General features: G+C 60.6%; 18 protein-coding genes, 1 tRNA gene and 2 riboswitches. Of the genes, 4 read left to right on the top strand and 15 right to left on the bottom strand.

Annotation, left to right across the window (positions count from 1 at the left end; all coding sequences use genetic code 11):
• Window positions 1-57: 57 nt before the first annotated feature.
• The 3 genes from gcvH to PanNE5_RS07990 form a co-directional block, all read right to left on the bottom strand.
• Window positions 58-441 (bottom strand): glycine cleavage system protein GcvH, encoded by a 384-nt coding sequence (gene gcvH / locus PanNE5_RS08000; RefSeq protein ID WP_150564425.1) that lies wholly within the window; start codon window positions 439-441, stop codon window positions 58-60.
• A gap of 77 nt (window positions 442-518) precedes the next feature.
• The gene (gene gcvT / locus PanNE5_RS07995; protein ID WP_017233614.1) at window positions 519-1625 is read right to left on the bottom strand and encodes a glycine cleavage system aminomethyltransferase GcvT; all 1107 of its coding nucleotides are present in this window, start codon (window positions 1623-1625) and stop codon (window positions 519-521) included.
• A 137-nt stretch (window positions 1626-1762) separates the two neighbouring features.
• Window positions 1763-1899: riboswitch (glycine riboswitch) on the bottom strand.
• A gap of 8 nt (window positions 1900-1907) precedes the next feature.
• Window positions 1908-2004: riboswitch (glycine riboswitch) on the bottom strand.
• A 151-nt stretch (window positions 2005-2155) separates the two neighbouring features.
• Window positions 2156-2860 (bottom strand): hypothetical protein, encoded by a 705-nt coding sequence (locus tag PanNE5_RS07990; RefSeq protein ID WP_261939584.1) that lies wholly within the window; start codon window positions 2858-2860, stop codon window positions 2156-2158.
• A gap of 378 nt (window positions 2861-3238) precedes the next feature.
• Here PanNE5_RS07990 and PanNE5_RS07985 point away from each other — a divergent pair, with 378 nt between their 5' ends.
• Both PanNE5_RS07985 and PanNE5_RS07980 read left to right on the top strand, forming a co-directional pair.
• Window positions 3239-5344, top strand: a complete 2106-nt coding sequence (locus PanNE5_RS07985; RefSeq protein WP_017231709.1) for a UvrD-helicase domain-containing protein — start codon at window positions 3239-3241, stop codon at window positions 5342-5344.
• A gap of 479 nt (window positions 5345-5823) precedes the next feature.
• Window positions 5824-6600 carry a metallophosphoesterase gene (locus tag PanNE5_RS07980; protein WP_261939583.1) on the top strand — a complete coding sequence of 259 codons (777 nt, stop codon included), beginning with the start codon at window positions 5824-5826 and terminating at the stop codon, window positions 6598-6600.
• A 147-nt stretch (window positions 6601-6747) separates the two neighbouring features.
• Here the strand turns inward: PanNE5_RS07980 and PanNE5_RS07975 are convergent, their stop codons facing one another.
• Window positions 6748-7644, bottom strand: a complete 897-nt coding sequence (locus PanNE5_RS07975; RefSeq protein WP_261939582.1) for a c-type cytochrome — start codon at window positions 7642-7644, stop codon at window positions 6748-6750.
• Window positions 7645-8025: 381 nt separating this feature from the next.
• On the opposite strand from PanNE5_RS07975, the gene PanNE5_RS07970 reads away from it, so the two are divergent.
• A tRNA-Arg gene (locus PanNE5_RS07970) sits at window positions 8026-8101 on the top strand.
• Window positions 8102-8592: 491 nt separating this feature from the next.
• Here the strand turns inward: PanNE5_RS07970 and PanNE5_RS07965 are convergent.
• The 7 genes from PanNE5_RS07965 to PanNE5_RS07930 form a co-directional block, all read right to left on the bottom strand.
• On the bottom strand, window positions 8593-9513 hold the full coding sequence (locus tag PanNE5_RS07965; RefSeq protein ID WP_261939581.1) for a restriction endonuclease: 921 nt from the start codon (window positions 9511-9513) through the stop codon (window positions 8593-8595).
• Between the two features lie 366 nt (window positions 9514-9879).
• Window positions 9880-11343, bottom strand: coding sequence for a class I SAM-dependent DNA methyltransferase (locus PanNE5_RS07955; RefSeq protein WP_261939580.1), 1464 nt, complete (start codon window positions 11341-11343; stop codon window positions 9880-9882).
• The gene (locus tag PanNE5_RS07950) at window positions 11340-12128 is read right to left on the bottom strand and encodes an HNH endonuclease signature motif containing protein (RefSeq protein ID WP_261939579.1); all 789 of its coding nucleotides are present in this window, start codon (window positions 12126-12128) and stop codon (window positions 11340-11342) included. Before PanNE5_RS07950 ends, PanNE5_RS07955 begins: the two co-directional genes overlap by 4 nt.
• Complete coding sequence (locus tag PanNE5_RS07945; RefSeq protein ID WP_261939578.1) at window positions 12125-13816, bottom strand: AAA family ATPase; 1692 nt, start codon at window positions 13814-13816, stop codon at window positions 12125-12127. Before PanNE5_RS07945 ends, PanNE5_RS07950 begins: the two co-directional genes overlap by 4 nt.
• Window positions 13817-13818: 2 nt before the next feature.
• A complete protein-coding gene (locus PanNE5_RS07940; RefSeq protein WP_261939577.1) occupies window positions 13819-15624 on the bottom strand; it encodes a restriction endonuclease subunit S in 1806 nt (601 codons plus the stop codon).
• Window positions 15624-18404 (bottom strand): type I restriction-modification enzyme R subunit C-terminal domain-containing protein, encoded by a 2781-nt coding sequence (locus PanNE5_RS07935; RefSeq protein WP_261939576.1) that lies wholly within the window; start codon window positions 18402-18404, stop codon window positions 15624-15626. Before PanNE5_RS07935 ends, PanNE5_RS07940 begins: the two co-directional genes overlap by 1 nt.
• Before the next feature lie 65 nt (window positions 18405-18469).
• The gene (locus tag PanNE5_RS07930) at window positions 18470-18577 is read right to left on the bottom strand and encodes a helix-turn-helix domain-containing protein (RefSeq protein ID WP_410007565.1); all 108 of its coding nucleotides are present in this window, start codon (window positions 18575-18577) and stop codon (window positions 18470-18472) included.
• Window positions 18578-18599: 22 nt separating this feature from the next.
• Between PanNE5_RS07930 and PanNE5_RS07925 the strand changes: the two genes are divergently transcribed.
• Window positions 18600-18827 (top strand): hypothetical protein, encoded by a 228-nt coding sequence (locus PanNE5_RS07925; RefSeq protein WP_261939909.1) that lies wholly within the window; start codon window positions 18600-18602, stop codon window positions 18825-18827.
• Window positions 18828-19454: 627 nt separating this feature from the next.
• On the opposite strand, the gene PanNE5_RS07920 is transcribed toward PanNE5_RS07925, so the two are convergent.
• From PanNE5_RS07920 to PanNE5_RS07905, 4 genes are all read right to left on the bottom strand, one after another.
• The gene (locus tag PanNE5_RS07920; RefSeq protein WP_150564420.1) at window positions 19455-20129 is read right to left on the bottom strand and encodes a GntR family transcriptional regulator; all 675 of its coding nucleotides are present in this window, start codon (window positions 20127-20129) and stop codon (window positions 19455-19457) included.
• Window positions 20130-20292: 163 nt separating this feature from the next.
• On the bottom strand, window positions 20293-21273 hold the full coding sequence (locus PanNE5_RS07915; protein WP_261939575.1) for an alpha/beta hydrolase: 981 nt from the start codon (window positions 21271-21273) through the stop codon (window positions 20293-20295).
• Window positions 21267-21536 (bottom strand): 2Fe-2S iron-sulfur cluster-binding protein, encoded by a 270-nt coding sequence (locus PanNE5_RS07910; protein WP_254441199.1) that lies wholly within the window; start codon window positions 21534-21536, stop codon window positions 21267-21269. Before PanNE5_RS07910 ends, PanNE5_RS07915 begins: the two co-directional genes overlap by 7 nt.
• 364 nt (window positions 21537-21900) lie before the next feature.
• Window positions 21901-22212, bottom strand: a complete 312-nt coding sequence (locus tag PanNE5_RS07905) for a (2Fe-2S)-binding protein (protein ID WP_261939574.1) — start codon at window positions 22210-22212, stop codon at window positions 21901-21903.
• Between the last annotated feature and the right edge of the window lie 92 nt (window positions 22213-22304).

The following is a 22304-nucleotide window of genomic DNA, read 5'->3' as shown; positions in this document are numbered from 1 at the left end:
GGCGGCAGCCGGGACGGTGCCGCGCGAACCGAAGGTCTCGCGGCACCGCCCGGGGCATCAGCCGCCGATTTTCTTGGCGTATTGTTCAGCGCCCAGCAGCTTGTCCAGCTCGGCCGTGTTCGACGGCTTCAGACGGAACAGCCAGTTGCCGTAAGCGTCGGTGTTGACCAGATCGGGCGAGCCGGACACTTCGGTGTTGGTCTCGAGGATCTCGCCGCTGACCGGCGAGTGCACGTCGGCCGCTGCCTTGACCGATTCGATCACGGCCGAGGCTTCGTCCGCCGCCACGGTGCGGCCGGTGTCAGGCAGTTCGACGAACACGATGTCGCCCAGGGATTCCTGCGCGAAATCGGTAATGCCCACGGTCACGGTGCCGTCGGCTTCGAGGCGGGCCCATTCGTCGGACTCGGTGTACTTCAGGTTATCGGGGATATTCGCCATGTTGACGCTCCGGGATTCAGTGTTTGGGGTATTCGGTTATCGGTAATTCGTGTCGCCGCACCGTGGCGCCGTGTTGCTCAGGCCACCACGGCCTTGCCGTGACGCACGAACGGTAATTTGACCACACGTGCGGGCAATTGCTTGTCACGAATTTGCACTTGGACCGTCGCGCCGTCCGGCACGCCCTTCGGCAAACGGGCGAACGCGATCGATTGCTGCAGGCTCGGACTGAACGTGCCGCTGGTGATTTCGCCGTCGCCCGCCTCGGTCACCACGACCTGGTGCGCGCGCAGCACACCGCCCTTGCCGTCGAGCACGAGGCCCGCGAAGCGCCACGTCTGGCCGCGCGAGAGCAGGGAGTCCTTGCCGACGAACGTGCGATCGCTTTCCTTCTCGACGGTCCAGCCCAGGCCGGCGTCCAGCGGCGACACGTCGTCGTCCATGTCCTGGCCGTACAGGTTCATGCCGGCTTCGAGACGCAACGTGTCGCGCGCGCCCAGCCCGGCCGGACGCACGCCCGCCGCGACCAGCGCGTTCCACAGCGCGGCCACGTGATCGGCGTTCACGATCACTTCGAAGCCGTCTTCGCCGGTATAGCCGGTGCGCGCGATCATCAACTCGCCGAACGCCGTGTCCTTGGCGAAAGCGGCATTGAACGGCTTGAGCGCTTCGCTCGCGGCCTGGCTGCCCGGTACCGCTTGCCACACCTTGGCGCGGGCGTTCGGGCCCTGGACCGCCACGATCGACAGATCGCGGCGCGGAATGATCGTCAGGCTGTAATCGCCGTGCGCGTTGAGCTGACCGATCCAGGCGAGATCCTTGTCGGCGGTGCCGGCGTTGACCACCACGCGGAACCAGTCTTCGGCGATGAAATAGATGATGAGGTCGTCGATCACGCCGCCGCTCGGGTTGAGCATGCAGGTGTAGAGCGCCTTGCCCGGGGTTTGCAGCTTGTCGACGTTGTTGGCGACAGCGTAGCGCAGGAATTCGCGGCAGCTCGGGCCATGCAGATCGACCACGCACATGTGCGAGACGTCGAACATGCCGGCATCGGTGCGCACGGCGTTGTGCTCTTCGATCTGGGAGCCGTAGTTCACGGGCATGTCCCAGCCGCCGAAGTCGACCATGCGGGCGCCTGCGGCGCGGTGCGTATCGTTGAGCGGAGTGCGTTTGAGTTCGGTCATCGGGGCATCAAGGCATCAAGGGTCAGGCATGTCGGAATACGGCGTCCGACAATGCAAAAAGGGGTCATCTCGACGACCGGCACTTTCCGCGTCCGGCGCGTGCATGTGCACGAGCCCGGCGCAATGCCAGTTGGCGAGATGACCCCTCTGTCCTTGGTACCTGAGAGATTGCCCGGTGCGTGCGGCGCGCTGTGCGCCATGCCGCTCGTGCCGGCCCCTTCGGTGGGTTGTCCGCGTGCCACGCACGCTGCAACCGCTCTCCAGAGATCGAAGGCGATGCCTTCGGCGCGGACGGTCCTTGATGCCTGAGAGTTTGTGGGTATTACCCCTTCGGCGGCCCCGGCATGTGCTTCCCGGTGCGCTCTCCCGACCACGCTCGCGCACTTTACGGCGAAAGACGAAGGCTGTCAATTTGATGCGGATTACCTGAGCGCCAATCGGCGTTGAACACCGTCGGACGGGCTTTCCCAGTCCTTCGTCGCGCACGGGGAAATGGGCGCTTTTTTGATCGCGCCGGGCGCGTGCGCCGGTCAGCGTGACTCGCCTGGATTCGTGCCCGCCGGACAGCCATTCTTGCCCCAGCGTCCGTTACACACCGTCCACACACAGCGCTGCTTCGGTATTACCTCATACCAGCGATAGCGGTCGCACTGCGCAAGCGCTGCGGCCACGGCACTGGCCGTCGACGGCGCCACTGCCGGTGATGCCACCGGTGCCGCGCCCGGCTGGGCTTCGGCGGCGATCGAGCCAATATCGTTGTTGTCGAAATGCGCGGGAAGATCGACATTGGCCGGCGGACGCGCCGTATTGCCGACCGCACCTGCCCCTGCGCGGCGGCTGAGCAGTTGCATCATGTCGTCCGGCGCGTTGTTGCGGGTCGGGGGCGATGTGGGCGCCGTGACAGCGGCAGTCAACGCTGCGGTGGCCGCCGAGGCGGTGAGCGGCGCGGGCTGGTTGGCCGAAGCGACGTCGGCCGCCGCACCGGACGCGGCCGCATCGACCGCCGCCAACGCCTGCGCCCGGGCCAACGCGGCAGATGCCTCGCCTGACGCAGGGTCGGCACCCGCAGCCGCCAGCGCGGCCGACGCGACGGCTGGCGGTGCTTCGTTACCGGAGTTGAAAGGGGTGACGGTCATTGCGTCGGATGACTTGGGCACCGGGTCGACGTAGGGGGCGCGCAGATTCCACCAGATGCCGAGCAGCGCGATGGCAGCGAAAACCGCTGTGCCGAACACGAGCGCGCCGGTGACCCAGCCGGAAGATTCGGCGTGCGCGAGTCTTGCGCCACACTGCGCACAGTGCCGCGCACGCGGCGCATTGTTCGTCCCACAGGTTGGACATTGCACGGCGACCTCACCACGATGGCAACGTTGCCCATTATAGGCATCCGGTCTGCGTCGACGCCAGCCTCCGGCGTCGCGCCCGCCCCACAGTTGGCGTTCGCACAACGCCTGTCGGGCGCGCACAGCCGAGTGGCGCTCGCATGATAGACTTGCCCACCGCCCGGCGCTTGCCGATGCATCGCCCCGGCGGGCGGCCGCGCATCGCCGTCACAGCCCTCGCCGTGCGCGCACCCTTGCCGGCCGCCGTCTTCATCTCCTTCGCGTCACACCATGTCCTCCTTCCCGCTCAATCCCGCTCAGAACGAAGCCACGCGCTATTTCGACGGCCCATGTCTCGTGCTGGCCGGGGCGGGCAGCGGCAAGACGCGCGTCATCACGCAAAAGATCGCCTGGCTGATCGAGACGAAGGGGTTCGAGCCGAAGCACATCGCCGCCGTGACCTTCACGAACAAGGCCGCCGCCGAAATGCGCGAGCGCGTGGCCAAGCAGCTCGAAGGCAAGCTGCTGACCACGCCGGGCAAGGAAGGCCGTAAGGTGCCTGTCAACCAGCTCACCATTTGTACGTTCCACTCGCTGGGCGTGCAAATCCTGCGGCGCGAGGCGGCGAACGTCGGGTTGAAGCCGCAGTTCTCGATTCTCGACGCCGACGACTGCTTCGGGCTGATTCAGGAGCAGTTGGGCACGACCGACAAGGCGATGATTCGCGGCGTTCAGACCGCCATCTCGCTCTGGAAGAACGGACTGGTCACCCCCGAGACAGCGCTGGCCGCCGCCGAAACCGCCGACGAACATCAGGCCGCCCTCGTCTATCGCAATTACATGGCCACGTTGCAGGCCTATCAGGCCGTCGACTTCGACGACCTGATCCGGCTACCCGCCCAACTCTTTGAACGCGACGAGGAAGTGCGCGAGCGTTGGCAGAACAAGCTGCGCTACCTGCTCATCGACGAGTACCAGGACACCAACACCTGCCAATACCTGCTGCTCAAGCTGCTCGCGGGTCCACGCGCGGCGTTCACCGCCGTGGGCGACGACGATCAGGCGATCTACGGCTGGCGCGGCGCCACGCTGGAGAACCTCAAGCAGTTGCAGGTCGACTTCCCGACGCTCAAGGTCGTCAAGCTGGAACAGAATTACCGTTCGACGTCGCGCATTCTGACGGCGGCGAACAACGTCATCGCGAAGAATCCGAAACTCTTCGAGAAGAAGCTGTGGAGTGAGCACGGCCTGGGCGATCCGATCACGGTCACGGCGATGAACGACGAAGAGCATGAAGCCGAGTCGGTCGTATTTCGCTTGTCGGCACACAAGTTCGAGCGGCGCGCCGAGTTTCGCGACTACGCCATTCTCTATCGCGGCAACCATCAGGCGCGTATCTTCGAGCAGGTGCTGCGGCGCGAACGCATTCCGTACGTGCTCTCCGGCGGCCAGTCGTTTTTCGACAAGGCGGAAATCAAGGATCTGTGCGCGTACTTGCGGCTGTTGGCAAACCCCGACGACGATCCCGCCTTCATTCGCGCCGTGACCACGCCGCGCCGGGGGGTCGGCAGCACCACGCTCGAAGTGCTCGGCAGCTTCGCGGGACAGGCCAAGGTGTCGCTGTTCGAGGCCGTCTACATGGGGGCGGTCGAGGCGCGGCTGCCGCCGCGCCAGCTCGAACCGCTGCGTGCGTTTTGCGACTTCATCCAGCGCATTGCAGCGCGCGCGGCGCGCGACCCGGCCAATGAAGTCATCGACGACCTGATGGAAGGGATTCACTACGAGGCCTATCTGTACGACACATTCGACGAGCGTCAGGCGCAATCGCGCTGGACCACCGTGCTCGAATTCCTCGAATGGATGAAGCGCAAGGGCACGCGGGGCGACGAGGCGCAGCCCACCGGCTTCGACAAGGCCGACGGCCTCGACGACGACGGCAAGAGCCTGATGGAACTCACGCAGACCATTGCGCTGATGTCGATGCTCGAAGGCCGCGACGGCGACGATCCCGACGCCGTGCGCCTGTCGACGCTGCACGCCTCGAAGGGGCTGGAGTATCCCCACGTGTTTCTCGTCGGCGTGGAAGAGGGCATCCTGCCGCACCTTCGCGAGGACGAAGAAGTTACCGCCGAAAAGATCGAGGAAGAGCGCCGGTTGATGTATGTCGGCATCACGCGTGCGCAGCGCTCGCTGCAACTGTCATGGTGCAAGAAGCGCAAGCGGGCACGCGAAACCTATTCGTGCGAGGTCTCGCGCTTCGTGCCCGAGATGCAACTCGACGAAGCGCCGCCCCCGCCCCCCGAAGACGCGCCCATGTCGCCGAAGGACCGGCTCGCCAGCCTCAAGGCCATGCTCGCGGGCGGGGCGAACAAGACCCCATCCTCCTCGGGCGCCTGACTCGACGCGCGCCGACCACGCCCTACCTATGAATAGCCCCCGCGAGCGGGGGCTGGCTTGAGGAACGGCGACATCGTACCGGGGCTGTCGGCGGCGGCACGGCGTACCGTAAAGTCAATGCTTGCTGCTATTTGCCACTACCCGAAGACGTCTGATCGCAAGCGGCTGCCGGGCTCGACGCCACGACCATCCCGACCAGACCGGTCAAACAAAGCAGAACAGCAACCAACAGTTTCCGCATAGGCTCGCCTCCACTCGTCAGGTGAAGTTTCACTATAGAAGCGCATCCTGCCGATGACAAAGACATCTTGACCATCGGCGTGACGCGGGCGATAGTCGGTAGAAAACGGGCGAAACAAAACGTGAATTGCCTTGATTTCGACCCAATGCCCACACCGCCCGCGCTCACGTGATGCGCTCGGCGCACACGGCGGCGGCGCGTGTGCGGCACCGATCCCAAGACTTTGTGGAGCTGGTGCGTGAAACTGCATATCCTGTCCGACCTGCATTTGTCCGTGGCGCCGTTGGCCATTCCCGAGGTGGACGCCGACGTCACGATTCTCGCCGGCGACATCGGCCGACCGGCGCAAGCCATCGAGTGGGCGAAAGCGTTGGGGCGCCCCGTCATCTACGTTCCCGGAAATCACGAGTTCTACGGCGCGACACTGGCGGGCACGCTGGCCGACTTGCGGCACCTGAGCGCGGGCACGAACGTGCATCTGCTTGAGCGACGATCGGAGGTGATTGGCGGCGTGCGCTTTGTCGGCACGACGTTATGGACGGACTTCGCGTTGTACGATGCCGACGGCAAGCACGACGACGTCGTAGAGGAGTCACGCAAATTCGTACGCGACTTCACACGCATTCGCGTGGGCGATCCGGCGGTGCCGTGGGCGGATCTGCCGTTCTTCTCGCCGGACGACTGCGCGGCGCTGTGCCGTGAAAACGTCGCCTGGCTTGCGCGCGTGCTCGCCGCACCGCACGACGGCCCGACCGTCGTGGTCACACATCATGCGCCAACGCCGCAGAGCATCCATCCCCGTTTCGCAGGGTCGCTCGTCAATCCGGCGTTTATTTCGGATTTGACCTCATTCGTCGAAGCCTCCGATGCGGCGTTGTGGATTCACGGCCATACGCACGATTCGTTTGACTACCGCGTCGGCGCGACCCGGGTGCTGTGCAATCCGCGCGGCTATTGCTTCGAGGGACGCGTCGAGAACACGGCGTTCGATCCGACGCTAACGGTGCGGGTGTAATCCACCCTCCCTCGCCATTGGTCGATGGACGCTGCTCGTTGGACGCGAGAAACAAGAATCCCCGCCGAAGCGGGGATTCTTGTGGGTGCCGAGCGATTCACGCCAGACTTGGCGCTTGAGCGCTTACCTGGCCGCTGACTTGGCGATTTATTTGGCCGCGCTCACCATGTAATCAACGGCGGCCTTGACGTCGTCGTCCGACGCGTTGGCCGCACCGCCCTTCGGCGGCATGGCGTTCAGGCCATGGAGGGCCGCGTTGTGCAGCGTATCGATGCCGGTGGCGATGCGCGGGGCCCATGCGGCCTTGTCGCCGAACTTCGGGGCGTTCATCACGCCGCTCGCGTGGCAGGCCATGCAAACCGTGTTGTAGAGCTTTTTGCCGGCTTCGAGATTGCTGCCCGTGCTGGCAGCGGCCGGGGCGGCGGTCTTGAGCGAGGCCATCGCTGCAGCAGCGGCGGCGGCGGCACTGGCGTCGGCCCCCGAGGCCGCGGCGGGAGCGCCCGATGCCGGGGCAGCTGCGGCGCCCGACGCGGGCTGTGCCGGGGCCGCCGGTTCCTGCAGCTTGCCGCCGGAGGCGTTGGCCATGTAGACGATCGCCCGGCCGATTTCGTAGTCCGTCACGTCGTCGGGGCTGGTGCCGCCGCGCGCCGGCATGGCGCCCTTGCCGGCGAGGGCGATCTTGAGCATGCCGTCGTAGCCTTGCGCAATGCGCGGTGCCCAGTCGGCGGTGCCGACCTTCGGCGCCCCAGCCGCACCCGAGGCGTGGCAGGCGGCGCAGACGGCTTTGTAGAGTTGTTCGCCAGTCTGATAGACGCGTGGTGCGTTGGCGTCCTTGATATCGACCTTGGCGACAGGCGCGATGCGCTCGGCGATGGCCTGTTCGGTCATGGCGGAACTGCCGGCGCCGGTCAGGGCGTTATTGCCGACGTAATTGACCAGCAGGACGATGATGACGATCGGAACCAGGAAACCCGCAACGACGGCGGCGATGAGCTGCTTGGGTGTTTTGATCAGAGACTCATGCTCGTTATGTGCTTCACTCATGCGGGATCTCTCAATAGTATTTTTGTGGAAACCGAGTGCATCACCCCGGGCGGCTGGCGCCATCCGGTCAAAATATCGAGCCATTGTAGCAACAAACCCTTGACCGATGACACGCCAAGGCGGTGCGCAGACGCCGCAAAAGTCCCGTGTTTTCCCTAGCTTACGCGAAAGCCAAAGCGGTGTTCCGCGTGCTTCGTGCGCGAAGTGCGGAGGCATTGCATGCACAGTAAATCCGCGCGCACGCGGCGCTTGGCAACGAATTGCCGCATTGTGTGGCGAGACGATGCACGGGGCATGGACGGCGCGCGGCAAAACCGCTATGCTTCTACCTCTTTGCCTACCGGTCGCGCGTTCGCGCCTTCTCCCCCGGTGGTCAGCATAGCGCCCGTAGCTCAGGGGATAGAGTATCGGCCTCCGAAGCCGAGGGTCACTGGTTCGATTCCAGTCGGGCGCGCCAATCAAATCAATGGGTTAGTACACCCACCCGGTTAAACCATTCATCCAATCGGTCGGCATGTAGGTGCTGTGTAGGTTTTCTCCATCAACGGGATGCCTCCGCAGGACCGCTACCCTTTCGTCAAACCGGCATCAAGCGCAACAGCACACGCAATTTTCCGCTCCACCCGGCCTCCCCGACTGTTCGCCTTTTGGCAAAGTGATGCTAATGCGAGCGCCCATCGTCACCGTCGCCCCCCCCCCCGATATCGAAAGAATTCTTTTCCCCAGAGGACCACCCCAAGGGGACCATCCGAGTCAGGGGTACGGGGCGCCTTGCACTGGGTTGTATAGATTCTTCCTCAAAAAAGCCAATAGTTACAATTGGCACTAGGTAACCTGCCTCGCATCCGAAGCAGCATCGGGAATCCGCAGCCATGAACCGTCGTTCGCGTCCGCCATTGCACGGACGTTCAGGCGTCGCTTTCGCTCCGTAAAGCGGCCCTTCGACGATTACTCGAAGAATTCTTCGTCGACCTTCTTTAGCTGAATGGTTTCTTCAACACGACAGCCAACGTTGTACCGGATCATCAGCTTGGCCAGTTGGCGACCGTCAATTAGGACGATACGCTTGCTGAGGAAATCAGCCGTCTCTCTGGCGGAAGGCGAAAAGGCCGAGGTGGTAACAAAAAGTCCCTTCGCCGCCTTGAAGCGATCCAGTGATCCGAAAAAATCACGGATCGCGCCCGAGCCGACATTATTGCCGTCCGAGTAGCGCTTGGCCTGCACGTAGATACGATCCAAGCCCAAGGCGTCTTGGTCGACAACGCCATCAACACCGCCATCGCCGCTCTTGCCGAGTGCTCGGCCGGCATCGCTTGTAGATCCCCCGTAACCCATGGCCAGCAGCAACTGGACTACGAGGCGCTCAAAAAATTCCGGCGAGGCCGCAATAACACGTGCGAGCAGATCAAGACTGAGTTCACCGTCCAGCTCTGCATGAGCTTTTCGAATGACTTCGTCCGGCGTCATGCCGCTCGCCTGGACTGCTTCGACCGCCGGGGAGGCCTTCCCGGAGTTGTCGGTACCGTTGCTGACCTCCCGGAATAGTACGAATTCCGGAAATTGTTCCAGAAAGGGAATGTCGATTTTTTCAGGCGGATTGGCCAATACCTCACGCCCTCGGTCAGATATCTGAAAGTGTGCTCGTTTGGTCAACTCGACTAGTCCTGCCTTGCCCAGATAGCTTTTGGCCCAATGCACACGGTTGGCGAAGGTAGTCTGCTTTCCGGATGGCAATAGTTCGGACCGTTCGTCCCCTGTCAGTTGCAGTTTGTCAGCCAATGACTGAACGACATCAGAAATTTTCACCTCGCCCATTTCGGACGAGCGCAGGACGGGCAGCATCAACGTCTGAAAATCAGGAATGGTCATCGTAGAGAGTCAGTTAGTCAAACGACACCGATGCGGCGCTGCGTCGCGGTAAGGGATCGGATATCCGTTTCCCCTGACCGATGACTTCCGCGCAAAAGTCCGCGCCCCTTTGGTACGAGTCATTGTCGCACCGCCACGACGACGGTGGATTTCGGATCGGCATCTCCTTTCCGCGATCGCATGTCAATGATCTGTAAAGCTCCTGAGGTAGCTTGCCGGCGTGCTTTATCAGAGCGTTGGACTTCAATTTTTTCCGCCTACCTAAATCTCTCAAACCGCCACCTTGGACACACCGAGTCCCTGACCAGTGAAGATCAAAAATCCGGTGGCGCTGTTGCGGATCCGCTTTTGGCCGTCGCTATCGAGTCAGGCTCGCTGCGCCAGACTAGCCGCCACGTCCCGAAATGACGCCAAGGCCGCTTCAAGATGCTCGATGATCTCCTGCTGAAGCACATCCGGCGGCGGCAGGTCGTCCAGGTTGTCCAAACTATCGTCTTTCAGCCAGAAGATGTCGAGACTGGCTTTGTCACGGGCCATCAAGTCTTCGTAGCTGAAGAACTTGAAACGTTCGGTGGCGACGCGCTTGTGGCGGTTCTCCGCGTTGTAGCAGGTAACGAAGTCCTGCAAATCTTCCAGCTTTAGTGTGCGAGTCTTCAACGTGAAATGCTTGTTGGTGCGCAGGTCATAAAACCACACGCCCTTGGTGTGGGTCTGTCCGTCCTTGGGCTTGGCGTCGAAGAACACTGCATTGGCTTTCACGCCTTGCGCGTAGAAGATGCCCGTCGGCAGCCGCAGCACTGTGTGCACATCGCAGTTCTCAAGCAGCTTGCGGCGAATCTTCTCGCCGGCGCCCCCTTCAAACAACACGTTATCCGGCAGCACCACCGCGGCTTTGCCGTCAACCTTCAACATGCTGACGATGTGCTGCAAGAAGTTGAGCTGCTTGTTCGACGTGGTTTCCCAAAAGTCCTGTCGCTCGTAGGTCAGCGCCTCTTTGTCTTCCTCACCCTCTTCATTGGTGATGGTCATGCTGCTCTTCTTGCCGAAGGGCGGATTGGCCAGCACGTAATCCACCTTGTGCTTGGGCTCGGTGATCAAGGCATCAGAGCGATCGACCGAGGGCTCGCCATCCAGCTCACCGATGTTGTGCAAGAACAGGTTCATCAAGCACATGCGGCGCGTGTTCGGCACGATCTCGTTGCCGTGAAAGGTCTTGTCTCGCAGGAACTCTTTCTGGCGCTTGTTCAGCTTGGCGCCGGGCCGAGTCAACCAGTTGTAAGCGCCCAGGAAAAAGCCACCCGTGCCGCAGGCCGGGTCTGCAATGGTCTTCATCGGCTCGGGCTGCACGCAGGTCACCATCGCTTCGATCAGTGCACGCGGTGTGAAGTATTGACCCGCGCCGCTCTTGGTGTCCTCAGCGTTCTTCTGCAGCAGGCCTTCATACAAGTCACCTTTGGTGTCGGCATCGAGGCTGATCCAACTCTCCGCGTCGATCAGCTGCACCAGGCGCGAGAGCTTCGCAGGGTCCTGGATCTTGTTCTGGGCCTTGAAGAAGATGGCTCCCAACATGCCCGACTCTTGCCCCAGCTTGTGCAAGGTGGCCAGGTAATGCGACTCCAGCGGCTCGCCCACCTTGGAGGTCAGGCTGGCCCAGTCAAAACCCTTGGGGATGTGGGTGTCGCGGTTGTACGGCTCCTGCGCGTATTCGTGGGCCAGCTTCAGGAACAGCAGGTAGGTGAGTTGTTCCAAGTAGTCGCCGTAGCCCACGCCGTCATCGCGCAGGGTGTTGCAGAAATTCCAGACCTTCTGGACCAGGGTGCTTGCGTTCATAAAAGTGCCTCCACCCAAGCCTTGTCGCGATGCGTGCCAATGGCGGATCGGAAAAAGCTCGAATATTCGTGATCGTTAGATAAGTGTTCTTGCAGATGCGTGACGACAGCGGGCTGATTGCCGGCGAGGCGAATCAGATCGTCCAACAGTCGCCAAGAATTTTTCTTGGTTTCCGGCGTGTTCCATTCGTTGAACCCAAGCCGATCAATCGTGTAACGCGCCCGCTGGTGTTCCCAAGTACCAGCCGGAGCTGCCGATTTGACCTCCCCATCAATACCGTGGGCCAGCAATCCGCAATCGGCCTGTACGCAAGGGTCCAAGAGCCTAGGCAACTCAGCGGTCAATGAACCTGCAGGCAGCTGGCAACGCTGTGCCTCATACTGAATCGGAAACTCACTGGCCTTGCCGTGTAAGGTGTCGCTATTGTCTTTTTCTGGACGATTGCACCGCTGGCACGAAAGACGAAAGTTCCACCATTCATACGCCAACCAGTAGTACCCGGTATGACCGACCAGCTTGACGCCATCTACGGTGACACTCAGTTTGGGCCGAAAGTGGTCAACGTCAAAAGGGGCTCGGGTACTCTTCGCTTCGCAGTACCAGCATTTGTGCGCACTGGCATCTGCGAGCCACTTTTTGAGCAATCCCCAACTACCGTTCTTCTTGATGTAAGCGGACCGAAGGTCGTACGTCGCTAACGCGCCAATCTTCGTGATCCTGCCGGTGTAAATCTTGGGCCAGCGAGGGGGCAAATGAGGCGGTAATGGAATTAGGACGAATCTCAAGCCTGTCCCTCCGGCAAGCTGCGGAGCAGGCTTTGCACCAGGGCGTCGAGAGCCTTTCGTTTATTCTCCGGGGTGACGACGGCCCCATCGATGGACGCATCTGCAGCCAGATCAAATCTGGCACGCAGGTATTCCTGCTCCAGCCTATCTCGTGACGCGAAATTGAAGTCCAAGCTTTCGAGGCGTTGACGGATTTTCACTAACCTTTCGCGATCAGCGTCGCTCAGAGGTTCCTGCTGTGTGGAGAGCTGGTGCAACGCCAGTAAGTCTTCATTCGTGGCCTTATCCAGACTTGAGCCCAAGCCAAACATATCGCTGGTCACGATGCCAGCGAAGCCCATGCCTCTCGGATCTACAGCCGGGTTCTCAGCGCGTACCGTGCGCGTGCCGGGATGACGGTACATGATCTGTACCTGCTCCTTGACCAACTCTGCTATGGCCAAGGGGTTGTGGGTCGTTAGCACGATATGGCTGTTGTCCTGGCCATCGCTGTTTTGCCCCACAAATGATTTCAGGTAGTTCAGGTAGTCCACACACCAGCGTGGGTTCAGGTGCGTGTCCGGCTCATCCAGCAAGAACAAGCTTTCGTCCTCTGCGGTAAAGCGCAACAGGCCCAGAACCGTTAGCAGCTGCTGTTCGCCCTCGCTCAACTCCCTGAATGTCACGCTGCCGTCGTTCTTCTTAAGGCGCACGCGGATGCGCACCTCTTCTATCAGTTCAGAGACGTAGGTGCTCTCCAAGTCGCGGAAGAACTGCGCTGGTGCTTGCTTGCCGACCAAGCGCCGCAGCGCAGCAATGTCCTTCACGTACAGGTATTTGAACTGGAGCGTTGTCTTGTTCCAGATTGATGTGGATACCTGGCGGCTGATCTCGATAGGCGCCAAGGCGATGTCATAAAGGCGCGACAAGAAATCGCGTACCACCCCGCGCGCATTCCAAAAGCGCGGGTCACCATCGACGGCCTTCGACTTCCATGGCGGTTGTCGCAGAACGAACAGCACCGACTCAATTCCCTCATCGGGATCAAGCCCCAAGTGGTCGTCAAGAAACGATCGCACCACCTCGGACTGTTGGATCAGGAAGGCCAGCAACACGAATTGGCTGTGCACCGGCATGGCATAGAACAGCCGCTTCAAGCCGGGGTCTTCGCCGTTGCGCAACTTGCTGTCGTAGCTTTCCAGATAGGGGCGAAACACCTCGTGCATTCGCGGGCTCTCGCCCGAGTAGTAGCTGAATACGTAACGAGGCAGATACTCGGTATCCGCGCTCAAGAACGCGGTGAGCTTGATCGGTTCACCCTGAGGCGATGTGTCAGCATCTTCCCCGAAGTCCAATATATTATGAATCAGGTCGTTTTGCTTGATCTGCCGAGCGTGAGCGACGCGAATGAGAAAGGCATCCTTCTCGCGGTCCGGGTCGGCATCGATGTGAATGTGGCGAAGGGAATCGCCTACCCCCATGCGATAACTAAGCTGAAAGGCGTACGCAGGCGTACGCTTCTTGGCGATCAGATCGCGAAAGATGATGGCCAGCGCTTCCAGCACATTGGATTTGCCGGTGCCGTTCCAGCCGATCACCACCGTCACCCAATGGTCCTGATCGAAGTCGATGGTGACGTTCTTCAGGTTCTTAAATTGGTGTGTCGGGCTGTTCTTGGCGCTGCCGATGGTGAGTTTGTCGAGGCGCACGGTCAGGTTGCCAAGAGTTTCAGGCGGTCGTACAGCTTGCGGCCCTGTGTGTCGCTCACAGCCTCTACCGCCAAGCGACCAGCCTTGTCCAGCACGCGCAGCTCGGCGTAGAGCGCTTCAATTTGCTCTGTCTGCGCACCATCGGCCACGCCAGAGCGGCGGAAGGCCTCTTGCGCCGACACCCAGTCGCCCGCCTCGGCGAGCACATCGATCAGTTTGCTCACCACGACGGCGATCTCCTTCTGCTGTTTAGTTTTGCGCACCTTGGGCTGTTTCGCGCGTACTGCCCGCTCGGTGCGGATGCGTTCTAGCAGTTGGCTTGCCGGTTCGGCGGTCAGGTCTTGCGGCACCAGTTGGCCGGCGAAGGCTGCGCGCAGGATGTTTTGGCGTTGTGCGTTCGACTGTTTGAGTGAGTGCTCAACGTTTTTTTCTTGCTCAAATATGATCGCAATCTGCTCCACAATTAGTCTGACAAGTTGCTCTTGTTCAGCCAACGGGGGGACCGGTACGGCCAAAGCCGCGAGTTTGCTCCCATTGACGTTTGCTTGTCCCACCTGCTGGACGGCTACTGACTTGACCCAATGACGGCCATAAGCGGAGTTGATATAGGCCGAGGCAAGCTCTGGAACCAAGCCTTCCGTAAACCTGACTGCAATCAGGTATGAAGCGTATGAACATGGGGCTATCTCAGACCGATATACGGCGGTCTTGCCTACAAGTTCAGGGCTATTCGTGCGATTAAAAAGAAGATCTCCGTCCTCTAGGAATAGAGCTGGAAATTCCTCGTGATTCCGGGGCAAATATTTCAGGCTTGCGAAGTCCAATTGCCCGTCCTGAATGTTGCCCATTCGCAGCACTGGAACCCCTGAACTGTCCTCATTCGCCTTTGCGGACGAGCCATACCGTTGCTCCAGGGTAAGCTGATCTATCGTCGCCCACACCCACCCCTCCGGCAGTGCCGGCAGATCGGTAGTATCCGGCTGTAGCGGCTCGGGGTATTTGTTTTGCCAGTCTTTGGGCGGGGCCTTGCCTTGCTCGGCAAACTTGGCCAGTTGCTTGGTTTCCCAGCGGGCCTGACGTTCGGTGAGGATGCGCTCCAGCAGTTGCGCGCCGGTTTCTACGGGAGTGTTCTGCGTTCTCCATTCGGCAGTAAGCGCGCCTTCAACAGCGGCTTTCAGCAGCGATTGGCGGTATTGGGCGAGTTTTTTCTGCGCGAGCTTGAGTTCCGCCACACCGGCATAGAGGTCAGCGAGCAGTTCTTCGAGCTTTTCGACGATGCGGCTTTGTTCGACAGGCGGTGGCAAGAGAATCGGAATCGTATTCGCCAAAGTCTTGGACGAAATGCTTGCCTGATTTACGTGGTTGGTACACCGGTGCTTCATGTACCCAGACATCCAGAGAACGTGCAGTTGTCTTGCGACAAAGGCAGAGGTCACCCCATTTTCGGGGCGTACACGAGTCATGTGATTGGAGAACGCAAAGCCGGACTCGCGGTGGGACACAACCGCAGTCTTTCCAACGAGCTCGGCCGAATTTGTATTATTAAAGAGGACGTCACCTTCCTTGAGCTCAATACCACCGCTAGATGCGACCGACTTGACAACACTGAGGTCAATTTGCCCATCACGGTCTACGTTCATAGGACGAAGATGAGGTACGCCAGAGCCATCGGAGTTGTGTTTTCCGCTGGCAAAGCCAGGGCTTACATTCACCGAAATATCCGCTAGCGCTACCCGCTCCCAGTTTGCCGGAATCGGCATTTCCGCAAATGGGTAGCTCTGCATTGCTTCGTCGCTAAATTCACTCATTACGCCACCAACTCCTCATTCATCTCACCCATCAGTGTATCTAGTTCCCTGCCGAACAGTTGCCACACTTTCTGCAAGCCGCCCTTGTCGGCCAGCTCGGCGTAATCGAAGTCGTCGCGGCTGATGCTGCAACTGGTGGCGATATGGTCTTTCATCAGGCGCAGCCATTCGGTCTGTTCTTGCGTAAACGCGGTGCCGCGCTGGGCGTTATGGCGAAAGATCCATTCCTGAAAGCGTTTGTCCACCTGTTCGCTGAAAGGCTTGAGTTCCGAATCCATTCCGAGGGCGAAACGCACCAGTGAGACCAGATCGGTGAGGCGGCGTTTGCGGTCGCTGCCCTTTACTCGGGTGGCTTGCACACGTGCATAGGCGCTCCACAAGCGCTCGGTGGTAAGCATGAGTGGCGGTTTGCTCAAGTGTTCGTGCAGCTCTTCGATCATGTCGAAGGTGAGCTGCCGGCGCTGGTATGGCTGCTGGTAGAAAAAGTCCAGAGCGGCGATTTCGGCTTTGTGCTGGCGCAGGTAGTCGGCAAAGGACTGAATCACAGCCTTGGCCTGCGTTTCGGCCTGTTCGGAAAAGCCCGAGAAGGTGACCTGATCCAGATTGATGTGGTCGATGAGTTGCTCGCGTTCACGGCGGGCGTTTTCGATTTCGTCGCGCAGGTCAGGTTTATCAAATGGTGCACAGGCAGCGGCCACGCGCTCGGTGCGGGCGGCTTCAATCTCTTCAGGCAGCAGGGTGTCCTCGGAGCGGGTGATGCCCTTGGCCTTGGCTGTGCCAAGCGCGGTTTGCACGATGGCGTCACGGTCCAGTGCGGCGATCAGGCCTTTGCCGAGCTCCGCCACCGGGATACCGCCGCTGATTTTTTCGATACGCGCCTGGGCTTTTTCGTCTAGCTGTTTGCCAAGGCGCACCAGGCGGTTGGCCAGCGAGAGCACGGTGTCGTCGTCACGGCTACCCGTGGCTACGCCTTGCAGCAAGTCTTTCAATGCCACGCCAGGCTTCTTTTCCAGCGGACGGCTTTCGGTTTTCAGTGACTTTTCCACGCCCACGGCGTCGATGAGCACAAAGCGGGTTTTGGCGCCGTCAGCGCTGTTGCTGACGCGCCTGAGGCCGTCGCCATCCAGCGAACGCACGCCACGGCCTTTCATTTGTTCATAATAGCCCTTGCTGCGTACATCGCGCATGAACAGCAGCACTTCAAGCGGCTTCACGTCGGTGCCGGTGGCGATCATGTCCACGGTGACGGCAATTCGCGGGTTGTAGTCGTTACGAAAGCTACTGAGGATGCTGTCGGCATCTTCTTCGACGCGGTAGGTGACCTTTTTGCAGAAGGCGTTGCCTTGCCCGTAGACCTCGCGAACGATGTTGATGATGTCGTCAGCGTGGCTGTCGGTCTTGGCGAAGATCAGCGTTTTTGGCGTTTCCTTGCGGGCTGGGAAAATCTGCGTTTCCACGGCGGTTTTCATGGCCTGGATCACTTGGCGGATCTGGCTGCTATTTACCACAGAGCGGTCGAGCTCTTTGCCGGTGTAGGCGGTGTCTTCCTCAGTCTCGCTCCAGCGCTTTTTGCGGGTTTGCCGGTCGCGATGGTCCACCCATTCCTTGGCCTTGAGCTCAGCGCCCTTCTGGGTTATTTCGGTTTCGATTTCGTACACGTCGTAGCCGACGTTCACGCCATCGGCCACCGATTCCTCGTAGGTGTATTCGGCCACGATGTTTTCGTTGAAGAAGCCGAAGGTGCGCTTGTCGGGCGTGGCGGTGAGGCCAATCAGGCTTGCGTCGAAGTAGTCGAGCACCTGCTTCCACAGGTTGTAGATGCTACGGTGGCACTCGTCGATGATGATGAAATCGAAGCTTTCCACCGGCACAGACGGGTTGTAGCGGACGAATTTTTCCTGCTTGGCCGTTTGCTGGACTTCGTTGAGCGAGACGTCTTCAGCCGACTCATCAATCGGCTCGCCGCTCAGGATGGAATACATGCGCTGAATGGTGCTGATACACACCTGGGAATGTGGGTCGATGTTGGGCGAAGCCAGCCGCTGCACGTTGTAAAGCTCGGTGAACTTACGGCCATCGTCCGGCGGCGTGTAGGCCATGAATTCCTGATGGGCTTGTTTGCCGAGGTTGCGCGTATCGACCAAAAAAAGAATGCGTTCGGCACCGCCGAACTTGAGCAGGCGATAGACCGAAGTGATGGCAGTAAAGGTTTTACCCGCGCCGGTGGCCATGTGCACCAGGGCGCGGGGCTTGTTCAGTGCCAACGATTTTTCCAGGCCGGTGACGGCGCTGATCTGGCAGTCGCGCAGATTTCTTCCGGGCAAGGCGGGCATCTGTTCGGCCAAGCGGCAGCGCAACGTGTCGGGTTGCACTTGCCATTGCGCCAGCGTTTCGGGTTTGAAGAAGTGGAAGATTTCGCGCGAACGCGGTGCCGTGTCGGCGTTATCGGTGAAGCGAATGATCTGGCCGGTGGCTTCAAATAGAAAACGCAGCGGGGTGTCGTCTTTGCGCCATTTGAGGTTTGCGGTGGCGTAGCGCTCGGTTTGGCTTTCGGTAACGGTGAGATTTTCGCCCGCACTGTCCTTTTTTGCTTCGATGAGGCCCACCGCATTGCGGTTTACGAACAGCACATAGTCAGCCGGGCCGGTGTCGGTGGGGTATTCGCGCACGGCCACGCCCACACCAGCAGATAAGTTGAGCTGCTTCACGTCCTGAATGACCCAGCCGGCCTGTTCGAGCTTTTGATCAATCTGCAGGCGTGCTTTGGTTTCTGGCGTCATGTGTGGCGCTCCTCGCATTCAGCGCGTTTATTTTCCGTTTCCTCATCCGCGCCACCCACACGCACCTATTCATCGACCTCGGACAGCTGGAATTTCCACAGCCGCCCGATTTCGTGCGCCGGTAGGCCTTTACGCTCACGCCAACGGTAGATGGTGTCTTCCGCGACGCCCAAATGCTAGGCGACTTCGCTAGCGGTGACCCAAGGTTCGATATTCATCGTATTGGCGCTCAAGCGTAAAGAATCAGAGTCATCTGAAATCGCGTCAAGTCTATCAGAGTGGGGGGCTTCGGCAGCCATCGTCTCGGTGCCTGCAGAGGACGTGCAAGACACCTTCAGCTATGCACTGCACTTGGCACAGGCGGAGGGTAAGCACAGCTGGGCCAAGCCGTTGAAAGGATTTGGCGGAGCGACCGCACTGTAAGCGGTGGAAGACCAACAAGGTGATACCTAACGCACCGTGTACCCGGTGCGATACGCGCGGGCCGTTCGGCAATGTCCGCTCCGTATCCAACTGGCGCTGCCCACAGACCTTCCCCCGGTGTCTGCAAAGGCCGAGCTGCAGTCCTCGGCGCGGCTTTGCCGGCTGTCTGCTCCCCAGCTGAAAGCAGACGGTTGTGAGTCGAGGACGTGAATGTAGTTTGCGGGCCGAATGCGATCAGCCGCCAGCGTCGCTTATCGGCCGATTCTGTTAAAAAACTCTGCTCAGACGACGACCATGACTAGCTTCCGCTTGCGATGAAGTTCCGTTGATTCGATGCAACTGACTTCGAGGGGGCTTTCGCCCCTTCTCGCATTGCTAGACCGCCACCGCAGTCATCTCTACGCCGAGCGGCGCCAAGCGCTGACCTCCCCCAATTTTTTCGATCCCAGCCGGGCCAATAAGCACACGCACATACGAGCGTTTTCCGACGACGCTCCACACGGCGCCGGATTCTGCGCATGTGCAGAGTGGACATCGCCAAACTGAACAATGCGCCCGGGTGATTGCCGACGTTGCCAGTAGGCTGAGCGCGAGGCGGCGTTACTGGTGCAGGCGCGCGCTCGCAGATCAGCGAGCGATGTTATCGAGATAATACTGAGCCGCGCGTGTGACGTGACGCTCGGCGAGCAGCGCGGCAAATGCCGCATCGCCGGCCTGCACGGCGCGCAGAATGGCGGCGTGCTCTTCCCATGTGACGCGCACTTCTTCGTCACTGGCATTCACGAACAGCATGCGCGAGCGGTCGCGCATCGAGCGCATCAACTCGGCGAGCATGGCGTTGGCACCCGCGGAATATAGCAAGTCATGGAATTGCGCGTTCAGTTCGAGCAAGCCTGATGTTTCGCCAGCGGCAACCTTGGCGTTGCCCGCCTGAAGCACTTTCTCGATGCGCTTGACGAGCTCGGGCGTACAGTGCTCCGCCGCAAGACGCGCATTCAGCCCTTCGAGCGTGGCCCGAATCTGTACCAGTTCGCGCGCCGCAGCCGGATCGAACGATGCGACGACAGCACCATGACGAGGGCGAACTTCCACCAGTCCCTCAACCGCCAGCGCCCGCAGCGCTTCGCGTACCGGTACCCGCGACACATCGAGCTCCTGTGCGATCCGGCCTTCGACGAGGCGGTCGCCGGGCCTGTAGGCGCCCGAAGTGATGGACTCGCGCAAACGGGCAATCACCAGATCCGACAACTGCTGGTGCATGATCGGCTCGCGACCGTTTGCCCCTGTGGCTCCTCGCACCATAATTCCAATCTCCACTAAGCGACCGTTCCGCGCCAGTGGACAAGCATTTCCCCGTTCCACGACGCCTCAATGACCGCCGCATTCTATAGCAGCGACGGCTTTTTGTAGACTGTACACGAACCCGGAGACGTTATCGTTGCGCAGGGTCAACGGCCTGCCCCGCTCAAGCGCTATGCGGCGCATTGGGCACAGATGCGATGAACGCGAGCATCTCCCGCCCGAGCCAGTCCTCGCCCGAGTTGAAATGCGCGACGATCGATGTGTGATTGTGGCAGCGCATCTGAACAAATCGCGGTGCCACGCCTCGCGCACGCAGCAGTGTCTGGAAAAACGCCGCGCCGTAGTCGTCGAGAAACCTGTTTTCGTATTCGGCGATGGCAATCATCGTCGGTACGGTATTGCGCGCACCGTGAGTCAGCGGTGACCGTTCGGCATAAAGGCTTTCATCGGCGCCGAAGTACGCCCGCACGGGACCCGCGTTCGGATTGCGCGGGTTGGCATCAGCGAACAGTCGCGCGCTGACCAATACCAGCCCCGCGACCTTCTCGTTCAGCCCGGGGGTCGATCCGGTCAGTGCCGGATCGAAAAGGCAACTTGCGGCATGCGTGCCACCCGCAGAGTGACCGATCAGGAAGATGCGCGACGGGTCGATTCTCAACTGCGCCGCTTTGGCATGCACCCAAGCGATGGCTTGCGCGACATCCTGCGCGCCGCCCGGCCAAGGCGCCTCGTCGGCCAGCCGGTACTCGACGTTGATCGCGACCTTGCCCTGCCGGGCGAACCAATGGCAGACATTGTCGTACACCTCGCCATTCACGCTCTTGTTGCCCCGCACGAAGGCGCCACCATGAATGAACAGCACCGCCTCACGCAGCGCCGACCCGCTTTCCCCGGGCGCCGCCACGGGCGCAAAAATGTCCATCACCTGACGCGAATGCTCGCCGTACGCCACGTTCCGCTCGACGTGCGGACTCTTGGGCGCCGTGGCCAGAATCGGCGTGTAGCAGTCGATCACCGCCTGTCGATGCGCCACGATGTCATCGTTCCAGCGTGGACCGAGATCGAGCATTAGCCGCCGCTGCCCGGCCGGCAGGGCGGAGAAGGGCTCGATCATGGGATCGGCGTGGTTGAGCGCGATTACCATGAGACGCTCACGTTGCCGTTGATGAACGTCTGACAGGCCATGCGGTAACCGTTGGCAAGCTCCTCGGGACTCAAATGCCGCCGCTCCTTTTGCTTGACGTCATCGGTATGCTCACGCCCCGCCTCCACACGACAACGGCAAGTGCCGCACAGGCCACCGCCGCATTTGAACGGAATCCCGCCCTTTTCCCGAAGCGAGACACGCAGCAGATTGCTGTTGGGCGGCGCCTCGACTGTCTTCCCGCCATTCGTGATGAACGTGATCTGAACCCTATCGTTTGCCGGTGTCTCTGGATCTCGGCGGCTGAGCCGCGACTTAGCGTGATCGTGCCGGACCAGCGATTCGAGTGAAGCTACCGCCTCGTGTGCGCTCTCGTACTTGTCGAAGAACTTCGTGGGCACCAGGTTTGTGCCGCTCGAGTCCGTCTCGTCAACGATCTTCACGCGCGACTGTCCGTCAAGTCTGGCGATGACAAATGCCGCGACGTGCCGTGCACCATAGAAGTAATCGTGAGTCTCGACCGGCGTGATGCCGGGGGTCGGCTCGCTGCGGTATTGGCCCGGACGGCTGGTAAGTACGATGTACATTCGCTTTCCTCGTTACGCGCTGCTTGGCAATGCGCGGCGATCAGAGCGCCGCCGGCGGCTCATCGTCCTGCGCCAGTTCGATGTCCTGCGCTATCCACAACTGACAGGCGAGACGGAAGCCCTCGTCGAGCCGATTGCCCAGTTGCTTCTTCTCTTTCCAGTTCGGTGCAGGCAAATGTTCGCTGCCCGACAGCACCCGGCAGGCGCAGCGCGCGCACTTGCCCATACCGCACTCATAACGCAAATGGGGGAACGGGAACTGCTTGATGCCCGCCCGGACCACCAAGTTGGTATTGGCTTTTACCTCGTCCTGGTACGTCTGCCCGTTCCTACGAAATACGACGACTGGCATGCATCCTCCTCCCCCCTGCCGCGCACCTTGTACCGGCGGGATTCACCGTCGTGCGGCGCATTAATGGATACTGTATACCGACATCAAAATAA

The sequence above is a fragment of the Pandoraea sp. NE5 genome (genome assembly GCF_024363545.1).
Taxonomy (GTDB): Bacteria; Pseudomonadota; Gammaproteobacteria; order Burkholderiales; family Burkholderiaceae; genus Pandoraea; species Pandoraea cepalis.
The sequence above is the reverse complement of the archived record's forward strand: the minus strand, read 5'-3'. Positions and strand labels throughout refer to the sequence as shown.

Coding starts and splice junctions, on each gene's coding strand:
- gcvH (WP_150564425.1), bottom strand. CDS start 441: ATGGCGAATATCCCCGATAACCTGAAGTACACCGAGTCCGACGAATGG.
- gcvT (WP_017233614.1), bottom strand. CDS start 1,625: ATGACCGAACTCAAACGCACTCCGCTCAACGATACGCACCGCGCCGCA.
- PanNE5_RS07985 (WP_017231709.1), top strand. CDS start 3,239: ATGTCCTCCTTCCCGCTCAATCCCGCTCAGAACGAAGCCACGCGCTAT.
- PanNE5_RS07975 (WP_261939582.1), bottom strand. CDS start 7,644: ATGAGTGAAGCACATAACGAGCATGAGTCTCTGATCAAAACACCCAAG.
- PanNE5_RS07965 (WP_261939581.1), bottom strand. CDS start 9,513: ATGACCATTCCTGATTTTCAGACGTTGATGCTGCCCGTCCTGCGCTCG.
- PanNE5_RS07955 (WP_261939580.1), bottom strand. CDS start 11,343: ATGAACGCAAGCACCCTGGTCCAGAAGGTCTGGAATTTCTGCAACACC.
- PanNE5_RS07940 (WP_261939577.1), bottom strand. CDS start 15,624: ATGAGTGAATTTAGCGACGAAGCAATGCAGAGCTACCCATTTGCGGAA.
- PanNE5_RS07935 (WP_261939576.1), bottom strand. CDS start 18,404: ATGACGCCAGAAACCAAAGCACGCCTGCAGATTGATCAAAAGCTCGAA.
- PanNE5_RS07920 (WP_150564420.1), bottom strand. CDS start 20,129: ATGGTGCGAGGAGCCACAGGGGCAAACGGTCGCGAGCCGATCATGCAC.
- PanNE5_RS07915 (WP_261939575.1), bottom strand. CDS start 21,273: ATGGTAATCGCGCTCAACCACGCCGATCCCATGATCGAGCCCTTCTCC.
- PanNE5_RS07905 (WP_261939574.1), bottom strand. CDS start 22,212: ATGCCAGTCGTCGTATTTCGTAGGAACGGGCAGACGTACCAGGACGAG.